Origin of the sequence: Bradyrhizobium sp. LMTR 3 (assembly GCF_001693485.1) — a bacterium.
In the GTDB taxonomy this organism is placed as follows: domain Bacteria; phylum Pseudomonadota; class Alphaproteobacteria; order Rhizobiales; family Xanthobacteraceae; genus Bradyrhizobium.
Genome location: NZ_MAXC01000003.1, coordinates 173,296 through 192,500, shown reverse-complemented (window position 1 = coordinate 192,500; position 19,205 = coordinate 173,296). Strand labels below are relative to the sequence as shown.

20 protein-coding genes are annotated in these 19,205 nt (G+C 63.0%); 5 read left to right on the top strand and 15 right to left on the bottom strand.

The window, feature by feature from the left end; translation table 11 throughout:
- Positions 1 to 31 precede the first annotated feature (31 nt).
- From LMTR3_RS04045 to LMTR3_RS04030, 4 genes are all read right to left on the bottom strand, one after another.
- On the bottom strand, positions 32 to 1,120 hold the full coding sequence (locus LMTR3_RS04045; protein ID WP_028348223.1) for a TRAP transporter substrate-binding protein: 1,089 nt from the start codon (positions 1,118 to 1,120) through the stop codon (positions 32 to 34).
- Between the two features lie 414 nt (positions 1,121 to 1,534).
- Complete coding sequence (locus LMTR3_RS04040) at positions 1,535 to 2,848, bottom strand: NAD(P)H-dependent oxidoreductase (protein ID WP_065743795.1); 1,314 nt, start codon at positions 2,846 to 2,848, stop codon at positions 1,535 to 1,537.
- 151 nt (positions 2,849 to 2,999) lie between these two features.
- A complete protein-coding gene (locus LMTR3_RS04035) occupies positions 3,000 to 3,800 on the bottom strand; it encodes a phytanoyl-CoA dioxygenase family protein (protein ID WP_065743794.1) in 801 nt (266 codons plus the stop codon).
- Between the two features lie 143 nt (positions 3,801 to 3,943).
- On the bottom strand, positions 3,944 to 4,618 hold the full coding sequence (locus LMTR3_RS04030; protein ID WP_065743793.1) for a GntR family transcriptional regulator: 675 nt from the start codon (positions 4,616 to 4,618) through the stop codon (positions 3,944 to 3,946).
- Between the two features lie 144 nt (positions 4,619 to 4,762).
- Here LMTR3_RS04030 and LMTR3_RS04025 point away from each other — a divergent pair, with 144 nt between their 5' ends.
- Positions 4,763 to 5,584 carry a class I SAM-dependent methyltransferase gene (locus tag LMTR3_RS04025; RefSeq protein ID WP_065743848.1) on the top strand — a complete coding sequence of 274 codons (822 nt, stop codon included), beginning with the start codon at positions 4,763 to 4,765 and terminating at the stop codon, positions 5,582 to 5,584.
- Here the strand turns inward: LMTR3_RS04025 and LMTR3_RS04020 are convergent.
- Positions 5,577 to 6,434: a sigma-70 family RNA polymerase sigma factor gene (locus tag LMTR3_RS04020; protein WP_065743792.1), complete on the bottom strand. Its 858-nt coding sequence runs from the start codon at positions 6,432 to 6,434 to the stop codon at positions 5,577 to 5,579. The genes LMTR3_RS04025 and LMTR3_RS04020 overlap by 8 nt on opposite strands.
- Before the next feature lie 117 nt (positions 6,435 to 6,551).
- On the opposite strand from LMTR3_RS04020, the gene LMTR3_RS04015 reads away from it, so the two are divergent.
- Positions 6,552 to 7,007 carry a carboxymuconolactone decarboxylase family protein gene (locus tag LMTR3_RS04015; RefSeq protein WP_065743847.1) on the top strand — a complete coding sequence of 152 codons (456 nt, stop codon included), beginning with the start codon at positions 6,552 to 6,554 and terminating at the stop codon, positions 7,005 to 7,007.
- Between the two features lie 160 nt (positions 7,008 to 7,167).
- Entirely contained in the window at positions 7,168 to 8,901 is a 1,734-nt protein-coding gene (locus LMTR3_RS04010; protein WP_065743791.1) for an adenylate/guanylate cyclase domain-containing protein, read from the top strand.
- Positions 8,902 to 8,917: 16 nt separating this feature from the next.
- Here the strand turns inward: LMTR3_RS04010 and LMTR3_RS04005 are convergent, their stop codons facing one another.
- Both LMTR3_RS04005 and LMTR3_RS04000 read right to left on the bottom strand, forming a co-directional pair.
- Positions 8,918 to 9,742 carry an alpha/beta fold hydrolase gene (locus tag LMTR3_RS04005; protein WP_065743846.1) on the bottom strand — a complete coding sequence of 275 codons (825 nt, stop codon included), beginning with the start codon at positions 9,740 to 9,742 and terminating at the stop codon, positions 8,918 to 8,920.
- 5 nt (positions 9,743 to 9,747) lie between these two features.
- On the bottom strand, positions 9,748 to 10,572 hold the full coding sequence (locus LMTR3_RS04000) for an alpha/beta fold hydrolase (RefSeq protein ID WP_065743790.1): 825 nt from the start codon (positions 10,570 to 10,572) through the stop codon (positions 9,748 to 9,750).
- Between the two features lie 183 nt (positions 10,573 to 10,755).
- On the opposite strand from LMTR3_RS04000, the gene LMTR3_RS03995 reads away from it, so the two are divergent.
- Positions 10,756 to 11,298 carry a methylated-DNA--[protein]-cysteine S-methyltransferase gene (locus LMTR3_RS03995; RefSeq protein WP_065743789.1) on the top strand — a complete coding sequence of 181 codons (543 nt, stop codon included), beginning with the start codon at positions 10,756 to 10,758 and terminating at the stop codon, positions 11,296 to 11,298.
- 6 nt (positions 11,299 to 11,304) lie between these two features.
- On the opposite strand, the gene LMTR3_RS03990 is transcribed toward LMTR3_RS03995, so the two are convergent.
- The 6 genes from LMTR3_RS03990 to LMTR3_RS03965 form a co-directional block, all read right to left on the bottom strand.
- Positions 11,305 to 12,108, bottom strand: coding sequence for an enoyl-CoA hydratase/isomerase family protein (locus tag LMTR3_RS03990; RefSeq protein ID WP_065743788.1), 804 nt, complete (start codon positions 12,106 to 12,108; stop codon positions 11,305 to 11,307).
- Entirely contained in the window at positions 12,105 to 12,974 is an 870-nt protein-coding gene (locus LMTR3_RS03985) for an MBL fold metallo-hydrolase (RefSeq protein ID WP_065743787.1), read from the bottom strand. Before LMTR3_RS03985 ends, LMTR3_RS03990 begins: the two co-directional genes overlap by 4 nt.
- Before the next feature lie 14 nt (positions 12,975 to 12,988).
- Positions 12,989 to 14,185 (bottom strand): serine hydrolase domain-containing protein, encoded by a 1,197-nt coding sequence (locus LMTR3_RS03980; protein WP_065743786.1) that lies wholly within the window; start codon positions 14,183 to 14,185, stop codon positions 12,989 to 12,991.
- Between the two features lie 23 nt (positions 14,186 to 14,208).
- The gene (locus LMTR3_RS03975; RefSeq protein ID WP_065743785.1) at positions 14,209 to 14,823 is read right to left on the bottom strand and encodes a glutathione S-transferase family protein; all 615 of its coding nucleotides are present in this window, start codon (positions 14,821 to 14,823) and stop codon (positions 14,209 to 14,211) included.
- A 153-nt stretch (positions 14,824 to 14,976) separates the two neighbouring features.
- Complete coding sequence (locus LMTR3_RS03970; RefSeq protein WP_065743784.1) at positions 14,977 to 15,819, bottom strand: fumarylacetoacetate hydrolase family protein; 843 nt, start codon at positions 15,817 to 15,819, stop codon at positions 14,977 to 14,979.
- A 192-nt stretch (positions 15,820 to 16,011) separates the two neighbouring features.
- A complete protein-coding gene (locus LMTR3_RS03965; RefSeq protein WP_065743845.1) occupies positions 16,012 to 16,863 on the bottom strand; it encodes an MBL fold metallo-hydrolase in 852 nt (283 codons plus the stop codon).
- Between the two features lie 117 nt (positions 16,864 to 16,980).
- Between LMTR3_RS03965 and LMTR3_RS03960 the strand changes: the two genes are divergently transcribed.
- The gene (locus LMTR3_RS03960) at positions 16,981 to 17,436 is read left to right on the top strand and encodes a DUF3775 domain-containing protein (RefSeq protein WP_065743783.1); all 456 of its coding nucleotides are present in this window, start codon (positions 16,981 to 16,983) and stop codon (positions 17,434 to 17,436) included.
- Here the strand turns inward: LMTR3_RS03960 and LMTR3_RS03955 are convergent.
- Both LMTR3_RS03955 and LMTR3_RS03950 read right to left on the bottom strand, forming a co-directional pair.
- Complete coding sequence (locus tag LMTR3_RS03955; RefSeq protein ID WP_065743782.1) at positions 17,399 to 18,403, bottom strand: NADPH:quinone reductase; 1,005 nt, start codon at positions 18,401 to 18,403, stop codon at positions 17,399 to 17,401. The two genes, LMTR3_RS03960 and LMTR3_RS03955, sit on opposite strands and share 38 nt — an antisense overlap.
- Positions 18,400 to 19,182: an SDR family oxidoreductase gene (locus LMTR3_RS03950; protein WP_065743781.1), complete on the bottom strand. Its 783-nt coding sequence runs from the start codon at positions 19,180 to 19,182 to the stop codon at positions 18,400 to 18,402. The genes LMTR3_RS03955 and LMTR3_RS03950 overlap by 4 nt, the downstream gene beginning before the upstream one ends.
- Between the last annotated feature and the right edge of the window lie 23 nt (positions 19,183 to 19,205).

Sequence of the window (19,205 nt, the reverse complement as noted above, 5' to 3'; positions counted from 1 at the left end):
TCCGGGGCTTTTTTGTCAGCGGCTGTGCGCCTCAGGTGCGTGTGCGCATCCGCATCATGAAGCTGTCGTAGCTCAGCTCAGCCACCTGATTCCATGCCAGCGACTCGTTACGGAACGCCGACAGGCTCGTATACATCTTGTTGAAGTGCGGGTTGTTCTTGGCGAGATCCGCGTAGATGCCGTTGGCGGCATTGTAGCAGGCTTCGAGCACTTCCTGCGGGAACGGTCTGAGGATCGCACCCGCAGCCAACAGCCGCTTCAGCGCCGGCGGATTGACGTAGTCGTATTTGCCGGTGACCCAGGTGAACGTATCGTAGGACGCGGTCTCGATCGCAGCCTGGTAATGCTTCGGCAGCGCGTTGAATTTTTCGAGGTTCATGATGTTGTGGCCCTGGCCGGTGCCTTCCCACCAACCCGGATAATAGTAGTACTTTGCGACCTTCACGAAGCCGAGTTTCTCGTCGTCGTAGGGGCCGACCCACTCGGCCGCATCGATGGTGCCCTTTTCCAGCGCCGGATAGATGTCGCCGCCCGCGATCTGCTGCGGCACGCCGCCGACCTTGGCGATGATCGTGCCGGCGAAACCGCCGACGCGGAATTTGAGGCCGCGGAAGTCATCCATCGACTTGATCTCTTTCCGGAACCAGCCACCCATCTGCGCGCCGGTAGAGCCTGTCGGCTGGCCGATGCAGCCATACTCCTTCAAGAGGTCGTTGAGCATGTCCATGCCGCCGCCGAAGCGCAGCCAGGAAATATGCGAGCGCGTGTTGAGGCCGAACGGCAGCGACGTGCCGAAGGTGAAGGCCGGGTTCTTGCCCCAATAGTAGTAAAGCGCGGTGTTGCCCATCTCGACGGTGCCGTTCGAGACGGCGTCGAGCACCTGCAGACCGGGCACGATTTCGCCGGCCGCGAACGCCTGAATTTGGAATTTGTTGTCGGTGATTTCTGCAACGCGCTTGGCGAAATATTCACAGCCGCCGTACAGCGTATCGAGTGCTTTCGGCCAGCTTGCCGTGTAGCGCCACTTTATCTCCGGGTTGGACTGCGCAATCGCTGGCGCGGCAACCGCACTCGCGGCAAGACCTGCGCCGCCCACCTTCAAGAAATCACGACGTTTCATTTTGTCTCCCTCTGTTATCGTCGAGACCGACCAAGGGACAACGATCTGACGTCGTCTTCTCTGGTTTTCCGATGGGCGGTGCCGGACTGTTGTTTAGGAATGTGGGCCCTGAAACCTAGGCTCTTGGTGATGCAATCAATTTTCCCGGCTTTATGGACCTGAAGGCAGGATGACGAATTGGTGATTGATAATCAAGCGTTCTGGTTTCGCCGCAAGTGCGAAGAGCTGCCTGATTATTGGCTGCCTGATTATTGAGCGTCTCAATGCAGAGCTGGTTAATCGTACATGCCGCATTGCGGTAATTCCGCCGTGCGCCCAAGACAGCGCAAGACAGCGTCCATCATTTGACCTGAACGTGCATGCGCAGCGCAGTGGAATTTCCGGCTGCAGCTTGTTTCCGACACCGCCGCGCGATCATCGTCTCGTGGAGAATGCCGCTTCCATCGCCCTGCGTGTCTTGATGGCGTCGCTGTTTTCATCGACCTCGACATCGCTCCAGCACACCACCTCGCCGTGGGCGACGTCGTTCTTCAGCTTGACGCGATGAGCAAGTCCGATCGGCAGCGCGCCGGCGGCGAGGCTTTTCGATGCCGGCATCAGCTTGCCCCACACGGTATAGCCGCCTTCGCCGTCCAGCATTTCGCCGGCGCGCAGATCGCGTTTTGCTACCGCCGCGACGTCGCCGCGAAAATCATGCGGGTGACCAGTCGGCTCGTTGCGTAGCGCGGCCGAGAGGATCGAGATATTCAGCTCAAGTCCGATCAGATGATACGGCTTGTACATCGCCGCATATCGGCCCGATGCGTCGGTCTTCAGCCCATATTGCCTGAAGCAATCGGCGGCGTAATCGTTCGGCGCTTGCAGCACGACATAGACGCCCCAGCGCAGATCCCGGAATACAGGACGGCCGTCGCGCTCCAGTGAAGAGACGACTTCCGCAAGGCCGGCCTTCTCCAGCACGCCGCCCGCCTCACGTGGCCGCATCACATGCGGTAGATCGTCGACGCCACAGGGCGGAAACAGCAAACCATTCGACGGCACGTCCAGTCCGGTTGCGTTGGCGATCGCCGCCATTTCGATCGCGGACTTGGTGCCGTCCAGGAACGAGTTGAACATCTGCGGGTTCATGCCAGCCGATTGTGCTTCGCCCGCCGTCAGTCCGTAATGCTGCCAGACGCCGTCCGGCGTCACGTCATGATAGGCGGGGAGGTATTTGGTGCCCTTGCCGGCGGCGACGACGCGAAAGCCCGTCGCGCGCGCCCAGTCCACCATTTCCGCCGTCAGCGCCGGCTGGTCGCCATAGGCCAGCGAATAGACCACGCCAGCCTTGCGCGCTTCCTGCGCCAGTAGCGGCCCGGCCAGCACGTCGGCCTCGACATTGACCATCACGACATGCTTGCCCGCCGCAATGGCCGCGCGGGCATGCCTAATGCCGACGGCCGGGTTACCGGTAGCTTCCACCACGACGTCCACTGCGCTGTCGGCGATCGCGCGCGCGCCGTCGTCGGTGAAGACCGTTCGCGCGATCCGCGCCTGATCCCAGCCGACGGTGCGGCAGGCTTCGCGGGCGCGATCGCGATCGATGTCGATGATGGCGGGCACTTCGAGTCCCGGCGTATGCGGCACCTGCGACAAGAACATCGAGCCGAATTTTCCGGCACCGATCAGCGCGACGCGAACTGGCTTGCCGGCCGCCAGGCGGGCGTTGAGAAGGTGGTGAAGGTTCATGGGAGGTGATCCGAGCTGTCATGTCCCGGACGCGGTGCAGCACGCAGTGCTGCTTCGCAGAGCCGGGACCGCTGAAGGAGGTACAGCGGGAGTGGGCCCCGGCTCTGCAGCGCACCGCTTCGCGCTGCGCTGCGTCCGGGGCACGAGAGCCTTACTCCGCGGCTTGCCGATGTGCACGCGCGAGCCGCAGCAGCGCATCGTCCTCCACCGTCTGGATCGGCGTGAAGTCGCGATGCGCGATGTAGTCGGGCCGCGTGGGGGTGCGGATGTAGTTCGAGACCGCATTCAGCGTCAGGTAGACGATCTTGCGCGGGTAGGGCGTGATGTTGCCGCTTGATCCGTGCACCAGATTGCCGTGGAACATCAGCATGCCGCCGGCCTTGCCGGTGGGCGCGACGATGCCGCCTTCCTTCACCAGCCGGGTGACAGTCTCCTCATCCAGGGTCCACAGCGGATAGGACGTCGTTTCCAGGTCATGCGAGGCCTTGAGGTCGCCGGCGTGCTGGCTCTTCGGCACCAGCATCAACGGGCCGTTGATCGGCATCACCTCGTCCAGGAAGATCGCGATGTTCATCGCGCGCGGCTCCGGCATGCCGTCGTCGCGCTTCCAGGTGCCGTAATCCTGATGCCACTGCCAGACATCACCGGTGAAGGCGGCTTTGGCGTTGATCTTGAATTGATGCATGTAGACCTTCTCGCCGAAGATCTGCTCGATCGGCTCGATCATGCGTGGATGCGCGCCGAGAGCGCCGAACGCCTCGTTATAGAGATGCGCAGCAAAGGCGGTGCGCGGCGCGCCGCTCTTCTCGCGCCATACCTCGGGTCGGTTGGCGTCGTAGATGCTGACGGCCTCGCGGGCGAGATAATCCACTTCCTCCGGGCTGAAGAGCTCCGGCAGAAACAGCCAGCCTTCACGGTTGAAGAATTCGATCTGCTGTGGCGTCAGTTTCATGGTGTTTCCTCCTGTTTGATTATTTTTCTCTCGCCTCATGGTGAGGAGCGCGTCTTCGCGCGTCTCGAACCATGAGGCCCCAGTCTTGTCCGCGGCCATCCTTCGAGACGCCGCTGCGCGGCTCCTCAGGATGAGGACTTGCACTACGCGGCCCTATCAGTCGTCCTCAGTCGCTCCTCGGTCATTCGTCCTGCCGTCTGCGCATGCGCGAGCGCCGCGGCTTCGGCTGCCTTGGCGTTGCCCGCGAGAATCTCCGAGCCAATGGTCTCATGCTCTTCCCAAGCGCGTTCGCGGTAATCGAGCTCCGCCAGCACCGTCGCCATCGAGCGGCGCATATGCGGCCATTGCGGCGCGATCATTTCCTCGATCGCCGGATTGCCCGCGAGGCGATAGATGGCGCTGTGAAAATCAACGTCGAGGGCGATCAGCCGCGAAAGCGGCGTGTCTTTGCCGATGCTCCGCCCGGCCTGCAGCGCCGCCTCGAGCTGCACGCGCCCGGAAGCATCGGCTCTCGCCCGCCCAGCCGCGAGCTTTGCCGCCAACGCGTCGATCGCGCCTCGGACTTCATAGAGCTGGCGAATGCGTTCGGGATCGAGCCGGGTGACTTCAAATCCGCGGCGGCCGCTCTCGGCGACGAGCCCTTGCCGATGCAGCAGATGCAGCGCATGGGACACCGGCTGGCGCGATACGCCGAGCTTTTCTGCAAGCTCGTTCTGCCGGATGCGATGCCCGGGCGGCAACGAACGATCGGTGATCGCCTCGAGGATCCGGGCATAGACCTGGTCGATCAGGTTGGGGAGTGGATCCAGTGGGATCATGCCGGCCGTTCCATTTGGAATACGGAATTCCGAATTCAAAATTAGCGACCGGCCGTGGCTCCGTCAAGGGCTTGTGGGGAGACACACAGTTGCCGCATGCCCGGCAGGCTATACTTCGATGGGGCGCGTGATCGGAGGATGGTCATGAACAACAACGCCGCGAGTTTCACCGGCAGCATCCCGCACTATTACGATCAGGGCCTCGGACCGGTAATTTTCGTCGAATATGCCGCCGACATGGCGCAACGCGTCGCGGCTGGCTGCCCGGCGCGGGTCCTGGAGACGGCGGCGGGCACCGGCATTGTTACGCGCAAGTTACGCGATGCGTTGCCGGCCGATACCCAACTGACGGCGACGGATTTCAATCCGCCGATGCTCGATATTGCCCGCGCCAAGTTTCAGTCCGGCGAGCAGGTCGCCTTCCAGCCTGCCGATGCGGTGGCGCTCCCCTTCGCCGATGCAAGCTTCGATGCGATCGCTTGTCAGTTCGGCCTAATGTTCTTTCCGGACCAGGCAGAATCCTTCTCCGAGGCTTATCGTGTGCTCGCGCCCGGCGGCCGCTACGTGCTCAGCGTTTGGGACTCTCACCGCTACAATCCGTTCGGCCGGATCGCGCACGAAGTGGCGGGCGGTTTCTTCGCGACCGACCCACCGCAGTTTTACAAAGTGCCGTTCTCCTGCCACCAGATCGACCCGATCAAGGAGATGCTGATCACGGCTGGCTTCGGCGACGTCGGCATTGCCGTGATCAGGCAGGTAAGAGAACTCCCTGACGTCGCGAGCTTCGCGCGGGCAGCCGTCCATGGTAATCCGCTGATCGATCAGGTCCGGGCGCGCGGCGGCGTTGACCCGGACCAGATCGTCAACGCGCTGGCACAGGCGTTGCGCCGCGAATTCGGCGATCCCGGCCGGATGCCGGTTCAGGCGATCGTGTTCTCCGCAACAAAGATGACGTCGCTCATGTGAGCAGGCTTACGTCGAACTGGCCAATCCGCTCGGCATCGGCCACCGCTTCCACCGCCGATATCCTGTCGCCACTGATCGTCAGCCGCACCACGATGCGCAGTTGGCCGCCGAGAATGACGGCGAGCGCCAATGCACCGTCGACCAGCGCCGGCCTGGCGGCTTGCGCGCGTCCCTTGAAGGCTTCGGCGACCGCTTTAGCGCCACGGATTTCCACGAGCGAGCCCAGTCGCTGCGCGGCGGAATCGGCGCGGAACACCACGTCGGGATCGAGCACCGCGAGCAGCCCCTCGAAGTCGCCCTCGCGGGAAGCCTTGATGAAGGCCTCGACGATGTTTTTCTGTCGGCCGAAGTCGGGATCCGGCGGCGGCGTGCCCTGCACCCGGCGGCGGGCGCGGCTGGCCAGTTGCCGTGCCGCGGCAGGCGTGCGGCCGACGATGGGCGCGATCTCCTCGAACGGCACCGCGAACATGTCGTGCAGCACGAAGGCAAGCCGCTCCGCAGGCGCGAGCGTTTCCAGCACCACCAGCAGCGCCGCGCCGACGGAGTCGGCCATCTCTGCGTCCCGCCCATGCTGGTCATCGGCGACAGGTTCCGGCACGTGGGGACCCATTGGTTCCTCGCGCCGCGATTTGCGCGAGCGTAGCATGTCGAGGCAGACGCGGGCGACGACCGTGGTCAGCCAACCCCCGAGGTTTTCGACCGCGCTGGTATCGGAACGGCTCAGCCGCAGCCAGGTTTCCTGCACGGCATCATCGACCTCGCTCGTCGAACCCAGCATACGGTAGGCCACCGCCCTCAGATGGGGCCGGTTGGCCTCGAATTTCTCAGCCAGAAACTTTTTCTCGTCCATCGGTCACATTCCCATGTCGCGTTCCGTCATGGTGATGACGAACGAAAGCGCGCCGATGTGACAGCAGATCGGCGCCGCCGCGTCAAAAACAGAACCAACCATATGGAGCGCAAAATGATGCAAGCCCGAATGAATCATCCCGTCATGGTCCTTCCCGACGCCATGAAACCGCTGCAGGCGCTGGGCGACCTGACCAAGAACAGTCTGCCGGAAAAGCTGCTCGAACTGGTGTACCTGCGGGCCAGCCAGATCAACGGCTGCAGCGTCTGTGTCGACATGCACTCAAAACTCGCCGGCAAGGCCGGCGAGACCGGCGAGAGGCTGTTCGCGGTGGCCGCCTGGCGCGACACGCCCTATTTCACCGAAGCCGAGCGCGCGGCCATGGCGTTGACGGAAGCGCTGACACGGATCAGCGACCGCGCCGATCCGGTGCCGGACGAGGTCTGGAGTGAGGCCGACAAGCATTTCGACGAGGCGGAGCTCTCGGCGTTGATTCTGGCGATCGCCAAGATCAATGTCTGGAACAGGCTCAATGTAGCCGTGCGTCAGCCTGTGGGCGTCTGGAAGGTGTAGCCAGGGGGTATCCCCAAAACTATCGCCAATTTTAACGCGCCGGAACGTGCTTAATTCACCGGCGCGCGCTAAACATCAAGCCCGACCGGATCGGCCGGGCTTTCGCTTTTGTTGCCTTCATCCGTTTCCCAACATGTCCCTGGTTTTAGAATATACCTCGATGCTGCGACCGACCATCCGCAAGCGAATCCTCGGCATCGCCATCGGACTGATCTTTCTGATGGTGATCATCTCGGCGCTGTCGACGGTGATGACGCGAAAAATTGCGCATCAGCTCGATGAGCTGACGACAAAATATGTCGAAGCATATGGGCATCTGGCGCGGATGAACGTCCGCTCGCTGGAGCAGGCGGTGGTGGTTCGCCGGATGGTATTCCTCAAGATACAGACACCACCGGACGAGACCGCCTTTGCAGATCAGCAAGCCATCTATGAGGCTAAGGGCAGGGAGATTGACCAGGAGGCGCAAGCTGCGCGCGCCCTGATCATTGCAATCATTGATGATCCGACCACCGTCTCCGACGACGCCAATCTTGGACGGATCGAAAACCGGATCGAAACCATAACGAGCGACCTTCGCCGTTATCTGGAAGCAGAGAGCAAGCGGATGTGGCCGCTGCTCGAAGCCGGCAACATGCCGGAAGTACGGGCCAGCCTTGTTCGGACCGACGCGCTCCGCGACGAATTCAATCGCAAGATCGAGGAAATCCGGCACGACATGTTCGAGCAGGTCCGCAGCGATGCGGCCGTGACGATGCGGGATCAGCAGCGCGCGATCGTCATCTCTGCTATCGTGACGACGCTCGCGGCCATTCTCGGGCTGACGTTCGCGTTCTTCGTCAGCACCGGTATCACCCGCCCGGTGCGGCGGCTGCTGGACGGCACCCGCGACGTCGAGGCCGGCCGGCTCGACGGATCGATCGACGTCACCACGCGCGACGAAATCGGCCAGCTCACTGCCGCCTTCAACAACATGGTCGAGCAACTGCGCCACAAGGAGCGCCTGCGCGAGACTTTCGGCCGCTACGTCGATCCGCGCGTGGTGGAAGGGTTGATCAACCAGCGATCGCTGACTGCCACCGCCGGCGAGCGGCGGGTGATGACCGTGCTGTTCTGCGACATGCAGGGCTTTACCAGCCTCAGCGAGGGCATGACGCCGCAGGGCCTCGTCAAGGTGATGAACCACTATCTATCGACGATGTCGGAGCCGATCCGCAGCCATCGCGGCATCATCGACAAGTATATCGGCGACGCGATCATGGCCTATTGGGGCCCTCCCTTTACCGAGCACAGCGAGCAGGCGCGCCTGGCCTGCCTCGCTGCCGTCGAGATGGCCGATCGCGGTACGGCGCTGCGCAGGGAGTTGCCCGAATTGCTCGGCATACGCACCGTGCCGAGCGACTGCGACGTTCGCATTGGGGTTGCCACCGGTGAAGTGCTGGTCGGCAGTATCGGCTCGGAATTCATGATGAGCTACACGGTGATGGGTGATGCGGTTAATCTCGCATCGCGCCTGGAGAACGCCAATAAGGTCTATGGCAGTCATTCGCTGGTTTCGGAGGTTGCGATCACGGCGGCCGGCGATGCGGTCGAATCCCGCGAGATCGATCGGCTGGTTGTTGCCGGTCAGACCGTTCCCCAGGCGGTGTTCGATATTTTGGGACGCAAGGGCGAGCTCACCGAGAAGCAATTGGCATTGCGGGAGCGATATGCCGAAGGTCTCGCCGCCTATCGGGAGCGCCGCTGGGACGACGCGCGCCGGGCCTTTCATGCGGCGCTCGAGGCGGTCCCTGGCGACGGACCGGCCACGGCGCTGGCCAAGCGTGTCGAGAATTTTCGGGTCAACCCGCCGGCCGCCGATTGGGATGGTGCGTGGCGGCTCGACCAAAAGTAAGAAGTGGGCGGCGCGTCTACGCCGCCAGGAAATCCAGCACGACCTTGCAAAACGCCTGCGGCGCCTGTTCGAACATCCAGTGGCGCGTGCCCGGGATCACCGCCGTCCGCGCGCCCGGAATATGTTCGGCCAGCACGGGCCAGGTCACCGCCAGCGCGCCCCTGGTGTCGCCGCCGCCGATCAACAGCATCGGCGTCCTGATCGCCTCCGCTTCGCTCTTCAGGAATGGCTGGCGGTTCTCGCCGACCTGGCCGAGCAGCGTATAGATGTTGTCGCGCAATTGCTGCCGCGCCACCGCCGGCCATCGCGCCCATGCACCTTCGCCGTCGATACCATCGACGAACAGCGCCAGCGCGCCGTCGATGTCACCGTTTCGCACCATCTCGGCCGCGACCGGAATGCGCGGGCCCAGCGGCACGGGGCCGGGAGGTGGGCTGCTCGGCTGCAGCGCCGGCTCGAGATCGCCGCCCGGTTCGGCAAGGACGGCTTTGCGCAATAAATCAGGCCGTGCCTGCGCCACCCGGAATCCGATATGGCCGCCGCGCGAATGGCCGATCAGGTCGACCGCCCCGGCATCGAGCTTTTCAATGAAGCCGATGACGTCAGCGACGTGCTGCGCCATCAGATAGTCGTTGCCGATGCCGTCCCAATGCTCCGGAAAGAACCGCCGCAGGCTCAGCGAAATCACGCGGTGGCGTTTCGACAGCGGCCCCAGCACTGCGTTCCAGGTGCGGAAATCGCCGAGGGTGCCGTGCACGAGAACCAGCGGCGGGCTGTTGGTAGCGCCCCTGCCGACATCGAGATAGGCCATGTCGTAGCCGTTGACGTTCAAGGTCTGCATCGCGATCAATCCTCCGCGAGATACGACAGCACGATCTCGCAATATTTCTGCGGCGCCTGTTCAAACATCGGATGCGTGGCCCCCGGGATCATCTCGACGCGCGATCCCCTGACGTTGGCGGCCAAGGCATTGAGCACCTTTGGCAGCGTACCCTTGGTGTTGGCGCCGCCGATGAACAGCGTCGGCGTCATGATCGCTTCCGCATCCGCCTTGGAGAAGGGCGGACGGTGGTCGCGCATCTGCCCGATCAGCGTCGTCGCGTTGTCGCGTAGCAATTGCTTCGGCGTCGCCGGCAGCCGCCTCCAGGCGCCGGGACCTTCCAGCGCATCCATGAAAATCTGCAGGCCGCCGTCGATGTCGCCCTTGGCGATCGCCTTGGCGGAGGCCGCAATCATGCCAGCCAGCGGCGAGGGGCCGGGCGTGTAAGTGGGATCGAGCGTAGCGTCGAGTTCGCAGCCGGGTTCGGCCAGGATCAGCTTACGCAAGAGATCAGGCCGGCGCTGTGCGACGCGAAAGCAGATATGCCCGCCGCGGGAATGGCCCATCAGGTCGACCGGTTTGGTATCGAGTTTTTCGATGAAGCTGATCACATCGTCAACATGCTGGGTGATTGAATAGGTGTCGCCGACGCCGTCCCAGTGGTCGGGGAAGAAATGCCGCAACGACGGTGCGATCACCCGGTGCCTGCGCGTCAGCGGTCCCAGCACCGACGACCAGATCCGGAAATCGCACAGCGAGCCATGCACGCACACCAGCGGCGGGCCATTGCCGGCGCCGTGGCCAACATCGAGATAGGCCATGTCATAGCCGTTGACGTGAAGAGTTTGCATGCGGTCTCGGGATGAAAGAGGCTTTGGCCATTGCAGGGCGCCGGCAGGAGCCCCAGATCAGCGGAAGTTGTTCATGCCGTCAAGTTCCCCCGGGATTCGGGTGGATAGCAATAATCTCCAAGCCTAGATTTGGCTCGAGATGCGAAGCTGGGTGGCACTGAACAGGAGAATATGGAGCCAGTCATGACCGGGCACCATTTTACGATATTCGATACCGCGATAGGCCGTTGCGGCATCGTTTGGGGCGAGCGCGGCATTACCTCGGTGCAATTGCCGATGGGCGACGAGAAGAAGACCCGCACCCGCCTGCAGCAACGCCATGGCGACCTGATCGAGACGCCGCCGCCGGCAAAGGTGCAGGCCGCGATCGACGGCATCGTCGAACTGCTCGAAGGCAAGCCGAAGGATCTCGCCGACGTCGTACTCGATCTCGACGGCGTCCCCGAATTCAACCGCGGCGTCTACGACATCGCGCGTACGATACCGCCGGGCAAGACCATGACCTATGGCGATATCGCCAAGAAGCTGGGCGGCGTGGAGCTGTCGCGCGACGTCGGTCAGGCGCTCGGGCGCAACCCCTGTCCGATCGTGGTGCCGTGTCATCGCGTGCTGGCGGCGGGCAACAAGCCCGGTGGCTTCTCCGCCAATGGCGGGGTGGTGACGAAGCTGAAGATGCTGGCGATCGAAGGCGCGGCGGTGAATCACACGCCGAGCCTGTTCGATTGAAGGTCTTCACCGGCCCTTGAAATTGGGCGGGCGCTTCTCGTTGAAGGCCAGCACGCCCTCGCGGCGATCTTCCGTCGGCACCATGCGGTTATAGGCCTCGATCTCGAGCGCGAGGCCGTCCCGCAAGGAGAATTGCAGGCCGCGATGGATCGAGAGCTTTGCCTGCCGGACGGAGATCGGTGCGTTGCGGGCGATCCGCGAGGCGGTCGCCAGCGCCGCCGGCAATAGTTCGGACAGCGGAAACACTTCGTTCACAAAACCCCAGTCACGTGCTTCCGCTGAAGTAAACGGCTTGCCGGTCAGGATCAGCTCCTTGGCGCGGCGCTCGCCGACGGCGCGCGGCAGGGTCTGCGTGCCGCCACCACCCGGCATGATGCCGAGTGTCACCTCGGTCAGCGCGAAGCGCGCGTTCTCGGTGGCGTAGAGGAAATCGCAACAGCCTGCGATCTCGCAGCCGCCGCCATAGGCCGCGCCGTTGACGGCGCCGATGATCGGGACGGGGCAGTCGATCAGCGCCCGCACCATCCGTTCGAAGATGACATGCTGGCGCGTCCACGCCTCATCCGTCATGTCGCGCCGTTCCTTCAAATCGCCGCCGGCGCAGAACGCCTTATCACCGGCGCCGGTGAGGACGACGCAGCGTAGGCTCTTCGGATCGAGCGCGACCTCCTCGAAATAGCGCACGAGATCGCGGCCCATCTGGGTGTTGAGCGCATTGGAGGCATGCGGTCGATTGAGACGAATGATCGTCACGTGCTCGTCGACCGGTTCGATCGAAAGCGTCTCGAAAGCGGATGGGTTCGAACTCATATCGCCTCGCAGGAGAATCCATTGCCGGCGCGCCGGATCTTTCCGACCGACGGCGAGGGAAAATGCGCGGTGCAGCACAGCGTATCGGTGTCGCAGTAGCGCTCCAGGAAGCCGCGCCGGGTCGCCGCCGCCTGCGTCGGATCGATGTCGAACTTCACGGATAGTTCCGGATAGCGCGTCTGCAGCGGCGAATGCATCAGGTCGCCCGAGAACACGGCGTCATCCTTAGCGCGGCCGAAGGTGAAGGCGACATGGCCGGGCGTGTGGCCCGGCGTCGGCAGGATGCGGGTGTGATCGCCGATCGCAAAATCGCTACGGACGATTTCGGCCTGTTTGGCCTCGACAACCGGCAGCACGCTATCGCCAAACGGCGGCACCGGCGTTTTCGCGTGCGTCTCGGTCCAGTAGTCGAATTCGGTCTTGTCGAACACGTAGCGCGCATTCGGGAATGTCGGCGCCCAGCGGCCATTGTCGAGCCGCGTGTTCCAGCCGACATGATCGACATGCAGATGCGTGCACATGACGTAGTCGATGTCCTCGACGGAGAAGCCGGCCGCGGCCAAGCCGCGCATATAGGTATCATCCGCTTTCATGTTCCATTTCGGCCGGTGCGGCCGCGGCTTGTCGTTGCCGATGCAGCTATCGATCAAAATGGTGTGGTGCGGCGTCTTCACCACGTAGGACTGGAAGCACAGGATCAGCACGTCGCTATCATCGAGTGCGCCGATCCTTTGCATCCACGGCCGATGCTCCGCCAGAACCTCCGGCGTCAGCCCCGGCAGCATCTCCAAAGCCGGCAGGAAGGTGGTCTCCTGCTCGATGATGCGGTGAATGGCGAGATCGCCAACGGTGAATTTCAGGCTCATTTTTTCCTGCTGACTTAGCGCGTGTTGTTATTTCGGACGGACGGAATGATGAAGTTGGCAAGGATGTCGAGTGCTGCCTGACCTTGGCGCGGGCTGCCATAAAGTCCAGATGTGGTCACGACGACGAGATCGAGCTCGGGAACAATGAATATCCGCTGACCCCCGAGGCCCACGGCGGCAATCCACTTCACATCCTTGTCTCCCGACAAGGTGCGGCCCATCCACCATTGCTGGCCGTAATAGAACAGGCCGCCGAAATAGCCGATGGCCTGAAAACGCGGTGTGACCGATTGCTCGATCCATTTATCCGAAACAATCTGACGGCCACCCCATGCCCCTTTGTTGAGTATGAGCTGGCCGATTTTCGCGGCGTCGCGCGGACGAAGACGAAGGCCGACAGCAGGGGCCACCCGTTCATTTCGGTACTTCATCCATTCCCAGTCCGAAATGCCAAGCGGTGCAAACAGCGCCTCGCGCGCAAACGCCTCCAGCGATTGGCCCGACACACGTTCGATGATGTTGCCGAGCAGGTCCGTGCCGCCTCCATTGTAATTCCACACAGTGTCCGGCGGCGCCGCGATCGGTTTCGACAGGACATAGCGATACGGGTCGGCCTCGCTGCCGAGATGCGGTTCGTCATTCGCTGGATCTTTCCAGGCGCGGTTCTCGTCCCACTGAATGCCTGACGACATTGTCAGCAGATGGCGAAGGGTGATGTTGTCCCAACCCGGCGATTTCACCGTCGAATAATCCGGGAAGAATTTGACGACGGGTTCGTCGACGCTTTTGATCAACTCGCGATCCATCGCGATCCCCACCAGCAGGGAAATCACGCTCTTCGACACCGAGCGCATGTCGTGCTTGGTCGTCGCATCGAATTCGTGCCGTCCGCCGCCCATTCCCCAAGGCTCGTCATAGCCCGGAAAATATTGCTCGAACACGAGTGTGCCGCGGCGGACGATCGCCACCGCATGAACGTTGGCATTGGCCGCAGCAAGTCGCGCCGCGATGCCGCACAGCCGGGCGCCGTCGAGGCCGACACTTTCCGGCGTCGCGGTTTGCCAGCCGTCGCCGATCGATGCCGGACTGCCGCAGGCGAGATTGCGCTGGCCGGTGGAGAATTCCTGTAGCTGTGCGGCTGCGCCGGACGCCGCCAGCACAAATACGGCGGCCAGGCCGAGGCGCCGCAGTTTATTGCTCGCCTCGGTCATGCTGCCGTCTCCTGCTCTCGTCGTTACGCCGCCGGCGGCACCGAGATCTTCACCGACGGCCGCTCCATCATCCTCTGATGAAAGGCATCGAGCTTTGGGTAGGCCTTGCGCCAGCCGCAATCGGCAAAGCGGAAGTCCGCATAGCCGAGCACGCAAACCAGTCCGATCTGCGCAATGTTGAACGGACCGGACAGCACGTCGGGCTTGTTCTCGAACCGCGCCATGCCGGCCCACGCTCTGCTCCAATGGTCGTCGTGCCAGGCGTCCCAGCGCAGCCCTTCCGGCCGCACCATTTTTTCGTACCGGCACAGCAGCATGGAATCGAGCATGCCCTGCAGCAGGGAATGGTCGCTCTTCACCTTCCATCGCTCGGGCCCGGATGCGGGGATCAGCTTTCCGCCGCCGGCGAGCTCGTCGAGATACTCGACGATGACATAGGAATCGAGAATGACGTCGCCATTGTCGAGGATCAGCACCGGCAGTTTCTTCAGCGGCGTGATCTTCGAATACTCTTCATTGGGTTGACCCGGAGCAACCGTCGCCGGAGTGAATTCGATTCGGTCGAGCAGGCCGGTCTCGATCGCGGCGATGCGGACTTTTCGGGCGAACGGCGAGGCGGGGGAGAAGGTGAGTTTCATGAAAGAAGCCTCTTAAGGCTAAGCACATTGGGAATTGGGGCCTCCGTCATTGCGAGCGAAGCGAAGCAGTCCATTGTCTCCGAGCGCATGGAGGGATGGATTGCTTCGTCGCTGTCGCTCCTCGCAATGACGGGGGTTGGTACGTGCGCAGGCTCACGCCGCGATGATTTCCTGGCGCTGCTCGCCGAGTCCTTCGATGCCGAGCGTGACGACATCGCCGACGTTGAGGAAGGTCGGCGGCTTCATGCCGAGTCCCACGCCGGGCGGGGTGCCGGTGGTGACGATATCGCCCGGCAACAGCGTCATGAACTGCGAGACATACGAAATGCACTTCGCCATCGAGAAGATCATGGTCGAGGTCGATCCTGTCTGGCAGCGCTTGCCGTTGACATCGAGCCACATCGACAGCTTCTGCACGTCGGGGATTTCATCCTTGGTGACGAGCCACGGGCCGAGCGGGCCGAACGTGTCGTGCGATTTGCCCTTGGTCCACTGACCGAGCCGCTCGATCTGGAAATTGCGCTCGGAGACGTCGTTGCAGACGCAGTAGCCGGCGATGTGGTTGAGCGCGTCGGCCTCCGAGACATATTTGGCGCGGGTACCGATGATGGCGGCGATCTCGACTTCCCAGTCAAGCTTGGTGGAGCCGCGCGGCTTCTCGACTGCGTCGTTCGGGCCCGACAGCGAGGTGTTGGCCTTGATGAAGAAGATCGGCTCGGTCGGGATCGGCGATCCCGTCTCCTTGGCGTGGTCGCTGTAGTTCAGGCCGATCGCGACGAATTTCGAGATGCCGGTGACCGGCGCGCCGAGGCGCTGCTTGCCGTCGACGGCGGGAAGCTTGGAGGTATCCAGCGCCGCCAGCTTGGCCAGCGAGGCCGGCGCATAGGCATCTCCGTCGAGATCCCTGACGTGGGCGGAAAGATCGCGCAACTGGCCGGATTTATCGATCAGGCCGGGCTTTTCCGCACCCTTGGCGCCGTAACGAACAAGCTTCATTTTATCGCTCCCTGCGGGGGTTTTCTTGAGGATTTCGGGGGATTTTCGTAAACTTCAGACGCTTCTTGGAACAGCGGCGCAGGAAATTCAACTGCCGAAAGCGCAGGGTAGGGTGGGCAAAGGCGCTTTGCGCCGTGCCCGCCATCCATCGCCAGCGGCAAGGAATGGTGGGCACGCTTCGCTTTGCCCACCCTACGGATTCAGCGCCACGAACCTGAACGCATCGCCATCGCGCTTGATGTAACCGGCACTGAAGTGCCCGCCAATCACCAGTGTGGGCGTGTCGGCGAAGCGCGAAAACAGTTCACGGCGGGTTTCGGCCGACTGCTGGGGATTGGAATCGGCGGTCGATGACCAGTCGAGATGGGCCATCTGGCACGGATGATGGGCGACGTCCCCCGTCAGCAGGGCTTCCTTGCCGTCCGACTTGATGTGGACGCTCATGTGGCCGGGACTGTGGCCGGGGGTCGGGATCAGCGTGATTTCATCCGACAATCTGGCATCGCTGGCGACCAGCTCGGATTTGCCGGCGTCGGTGATCGGCTTCACGGAATCGTCGAATACCGCGAGCTTGTCCGGCGCATCGCTGTGGTCGCGCCAGTGCTCGTATTCGCCTCTGCCGAACACATATCGGGCATTGGCGAAGGTCGGCACCCATTTGCCGTCGACGAGTTTCGTGTTCCAGCCGACATGGTCGACATGCAGGTGCGTGCACAGCACGGTATCGATGCTGTCGGGCGGGAAGCCCGCCGCTGTCAGCATGTCGAGGAACGGGTGCTTCCGGTTGTTCCAGCTCGGCACATTGCGGCCCTGCTTGTCGTTGCCGAGGCCGGTATCGACGATGATGCGGCGCGACGGAGTCTCGACCAGGAACGAATGGATCGACATTTTCAGCCGGCCTTCCTCGGTCGCAAATTGCGGGATCAGCCAAGGCAGTTTCCGGATTTCCTCGTTGGTCGCGAGCGGAAGAATGAAACGGGTGCTGCCGACAGTCTCCATTTCGACAGCTCTCGTGATCCTGACCCTGCCCACGTTCCAGTGCATCCGGCGCATCCTCTCGTTTCTGGTTGTTCGGGCGAGGATGCGGGTTTCCATCTGCCGGTGCAATGGATCATCCGACAGCGTTTGGCGTTATCGCATAGCCCGTATGAGGAACATGCGATGCCAGAACTCACGATTTCGCCCGAAAAAATCGGCTTTCTGATCGAGAAAGCCCGGCAGTTCGACGTCAAGGAAGGGGCATCCGATCCGGATTCAGGGTCGAATGCGGGCGATGACGACATGATCGACGTGTTGCAGGACAACGGAAAAGATCCGGTCGTCGGCGAGATCACCGGCTTCATCAACTCGCTTTCCGAGGACGAGAGGGTCGCTCTCGTCGCCCTGATGCGACTGGGGCGCGGCGACGCCACCATCGAGGAATGGGAGGATCTACGTACGGAAGCGGCCGGCCAGCGAGACCGCGACACCGCGCGCTATCTTCTCGGCGAGCCGATGCTTGGAGATTTGCTGGCGCAGGGACTCGACGAGTTCGGCCTTACCTGGAACGAGGAGCGAACGACGGCCGATTCCTCCGGAGTCAGCCAGCGGGAAGAAGACGAGCGCAATCCACGATAACGGTGCCCAGCTTGTCGCCTTTCTCCACTGCAAGGTGCGCCAGCGCGGTGTCCGAGAGTGCAAACTGCGCGGCGACGTTGTGGATGCGCCGACCTGCCGACAGCCATTTCGTGATGTCGGCTTGCGCGGCCGCCAGTAGCGGCGGCGGCAGCGCGAACAGCACGAGCGCGCGGACCGCGATGCATTTCTCCATCAATTCGCGCATGGGTACCACCGGCGTGCGGTTGCCGTTGGTGGCGTAGACTGCAATCGTCGAATTGGCGCCCATCAGTTTCAGCGTGGTCTCGATATTGCCGCCGAAATCGACATCGACGACGCGATCGACGCCGCGCTGCCCGGTGAAGGCCATCGCCTTCGCAACAACGTCCTCAGTCTTGTAGTTGACGACGAGGTCGGCGCCGGCGAGACGTGCCTGCTCGGTCTTGGCTGCCGAACTGACCGTCGCGATCACCTTGGCACCACCCCATTTGGCGAGCTGCACGGCATAGTGCCCGACCGCGCCGGCACCGCCGGTGACGAGCACGGTCTGCCCCACGATCGGCCCGTCGCAATAGAGACAGCACCATGCCGTCATGCCGGGAATGCCCAGCGTTGCGCCTTCGGCAAACGAGAGACTATCCGGCAGCGGCGTCACCAGATGTTCGGCGAGCGCAATATATTCAGCCGCGGTGCCGAACGCGCGGCCATTGCGCTGGCCGTTGAACAGCCAAGCCCGCTGGCCGATCTTGAGCCGCGTGACGCCGTCGCCGACCTGATCGATGATGCCGGCGCCATCGCTGTTGGGAATGACGCGCGGATATTCCATCGGCCGGTAGCCGCCGCCGCGGCGGCCGACATCGGCGGGATTGACGCCGGACGCCTCCAGCCGCACCCGGACTTCGCCCGGGCCGGCCACCGGCGTCGGCATCTCGCCATAGGCCAGCACTTCCTGTGCCGGCCCGGTTCGCTCGTACCAGACTGCCCTCATAGCGTGCCAGGGAAAGCACCGCCGTCGAGCAGGATGTTCTGGCCGGTGATGAAGCCAGCCTTGGCGCCGCACAGGAAGGCGCAGGCGTAGCCGAATTCGTCCGGATCGCCGAACCGCCCGGCTGGATTTTGCTTGGCGCGCTCGGCAAACACCTGGTCCGGCGGGATGCCGCGCTTCTCGGCCTCTGCTTTGCCCACACCGCGCAGGCGGTCGGTGTCGAACGGTCCGGGCAGCAGCGCATTGATGGTGACGTTGCTGATCACGGTCTTGCGCGACAGTCCCGCGATGAAGCCGGTGAGTCCGGCGCGCGCGCCGTTGGAAAGCCCCAATATGTCGATCGGCGCCTTCACCGCGGCCGAGGTGATATTGACGATGCGGCCAAATTTCCGCGCCATCATGCCGTCCACCGTCGCCTTGATCAGTTCGATCGGCGTCAGCATGTTGGCGTCGATCGCCTTGATCCAGTCGTCGCGGGTCCAGTTGCGGAAATCGCCGGGCGGCGGGCCGCCGGCATTGTTGATCAGGATGTCCGGTTCGGGACAGGCCTTCAGGACGGCCTCGCGGCCGGCCGGCGTCGTGATGTCTCCGACAATCTCGGTTACCGTGACGCCGGGACTCGCTTTGCGAATATCGTCGGCCGCCTTTTTCAGCGCCTCCGCGCCGCGCGCGGTCAACGTGACATGCACGCCCTCATTGGCCAGCGCCATGGCGCAGGCGCGTCCCAAGCCCTTGCTCGATGCGCAGACGATGGCACGGCGGCCTTTGATCCCAAGATCCACTTTTTCTCTCCCGTTCCGTCAGG

Coding starts and splice junctions, on each gene's coding strand:
- LMTR3_RS04045 (WP_028348223.1), bottom strand. CDS start 1,120: ATGAAACGTCGTGATTTCTTGAAGGTGGGCGGCGCAGGTCTTGCCGCG.
- LMTR3_RS04040 (WP_065743795.1), bottom strand. CDS start 2,848: ATGAACCTTCACCACCTTCTCAACGCCCGCCTGGCGGCCGGCAAGCCA.
- LMTR3_RS04035 (WP_065743794.1), bottom strand. CDS start 3,800: ATGAAACTGACGCCACAGCAGATCGAATTCTTCAACCGTGAAGGCTGG.
- LMTR3_RS04030 (WP_065743793.1), bottom strand. CDS start 4,618: ATGATCCCACTGGATCCACTCCCCAACCTGATCGACCAGGTCTATGCC.
- LMTR3_RS04025 (WP_065743848.1), top strand. CDS start 4,763: ATGAACAACAACGCCGCGAGTTTCACCGGCAGCATCCCGCACTATTAC.
- LMTR3_RS04020 (WP_065743792.1), bottom strand. CDS start 6,434: ATGGACGAGAAAAAGTTTCTGGCTGAGAAATTCGAGGCCAACCGGCCC.
- LMTR3_RS04015 (WP_065743847.1), top strand. CDS start 6,552: ATGCAAGCCCGAATGAATCATCCCGTCATGGTCCTTCCCGACGCCATG.
- LMTR3_RS04010 (WP_065743791.1), top strand. CDS start 7,168: ATGCTGCGACCGACCATCCGCAAGCGAATCCTCGGCATCGCCATCGGA.
- LMTR3_RS04005 (WP_065743846.1), bottom strand. CDS start 9,742: ATGCAGACCTTGAACGTCAACGGCTACGACATGGCCTATCTCGATGTC.
- LMTR3_RS04000 (WP_065743790.1), bottom strand. CDS start 10,572: ATGCAAACTCTTCACGTCAACGGCTATGACATGGCCTATCTCGATGTT.
- LMTR3_RS03995 (WP_065743789.1), top strand. CDS start 10,756: ATGACCGGGCACCATTTTACGATATTCGATACCGCGATAGGCCGTTGC.
- LMTR3_RS03990 (WP_065743788.1), bottom strand. CDS start 12,108: ATGAGTTCGAACCCATCCGCTTTCGAGACGCTTTCGATCGAACCGGTC.
- LMTR3_RS03985 (WP_065743787.1), bottom strand. CDS start 12,974: ATGAGCCTGAAATTCACCGTTGGCGATCTCGCCATTCACCGCATCATC.
- LMTR3_RS03980 (WP_065743786.1), bottom strand. CDS start 14,185: ATGACCGAGGCGAGCAATAAACTGCGGCGCCTCGGCCTGGCCGCCGTA.
- LMTR3_RS03975 (WP_065743785.1), bottom strand. CDS start 14,823: ATGAAACTCACCTTCTCCCCCGCCTCGCCGTTCGCCCGAAAAGTCCGC.
- LMTR3_RS03970 (WP_065743784.1), bottom strand. CDS start 15,819: ATGAAGCTTGTTCGTTACGGCGCCAAGGGTGCGGAAAAGCCCGGCCTG.
- LMTR3_RS03965 (WP_065743845.1), bottom strand. CDS start 16,863: ATGCACTGGAACGTGGGCAGGGTCAGGATCACGAGAGCTGTCGAAATG.
- LMTR3_RS03960 (WP_065743783.1), top strand. CDS start 16,981: ATGCCAGAACTCACGATTTCGCCCGAAAAAATCGGCTTTCTGATCGAG.
- LMTR3_RS03955 (WP_065743782.1), bottom strand. CDS start 18,403: ATGAGGGCAGTCTGGTACGAGCGAACCGGGCCGGCACAGGAAGTGCTG.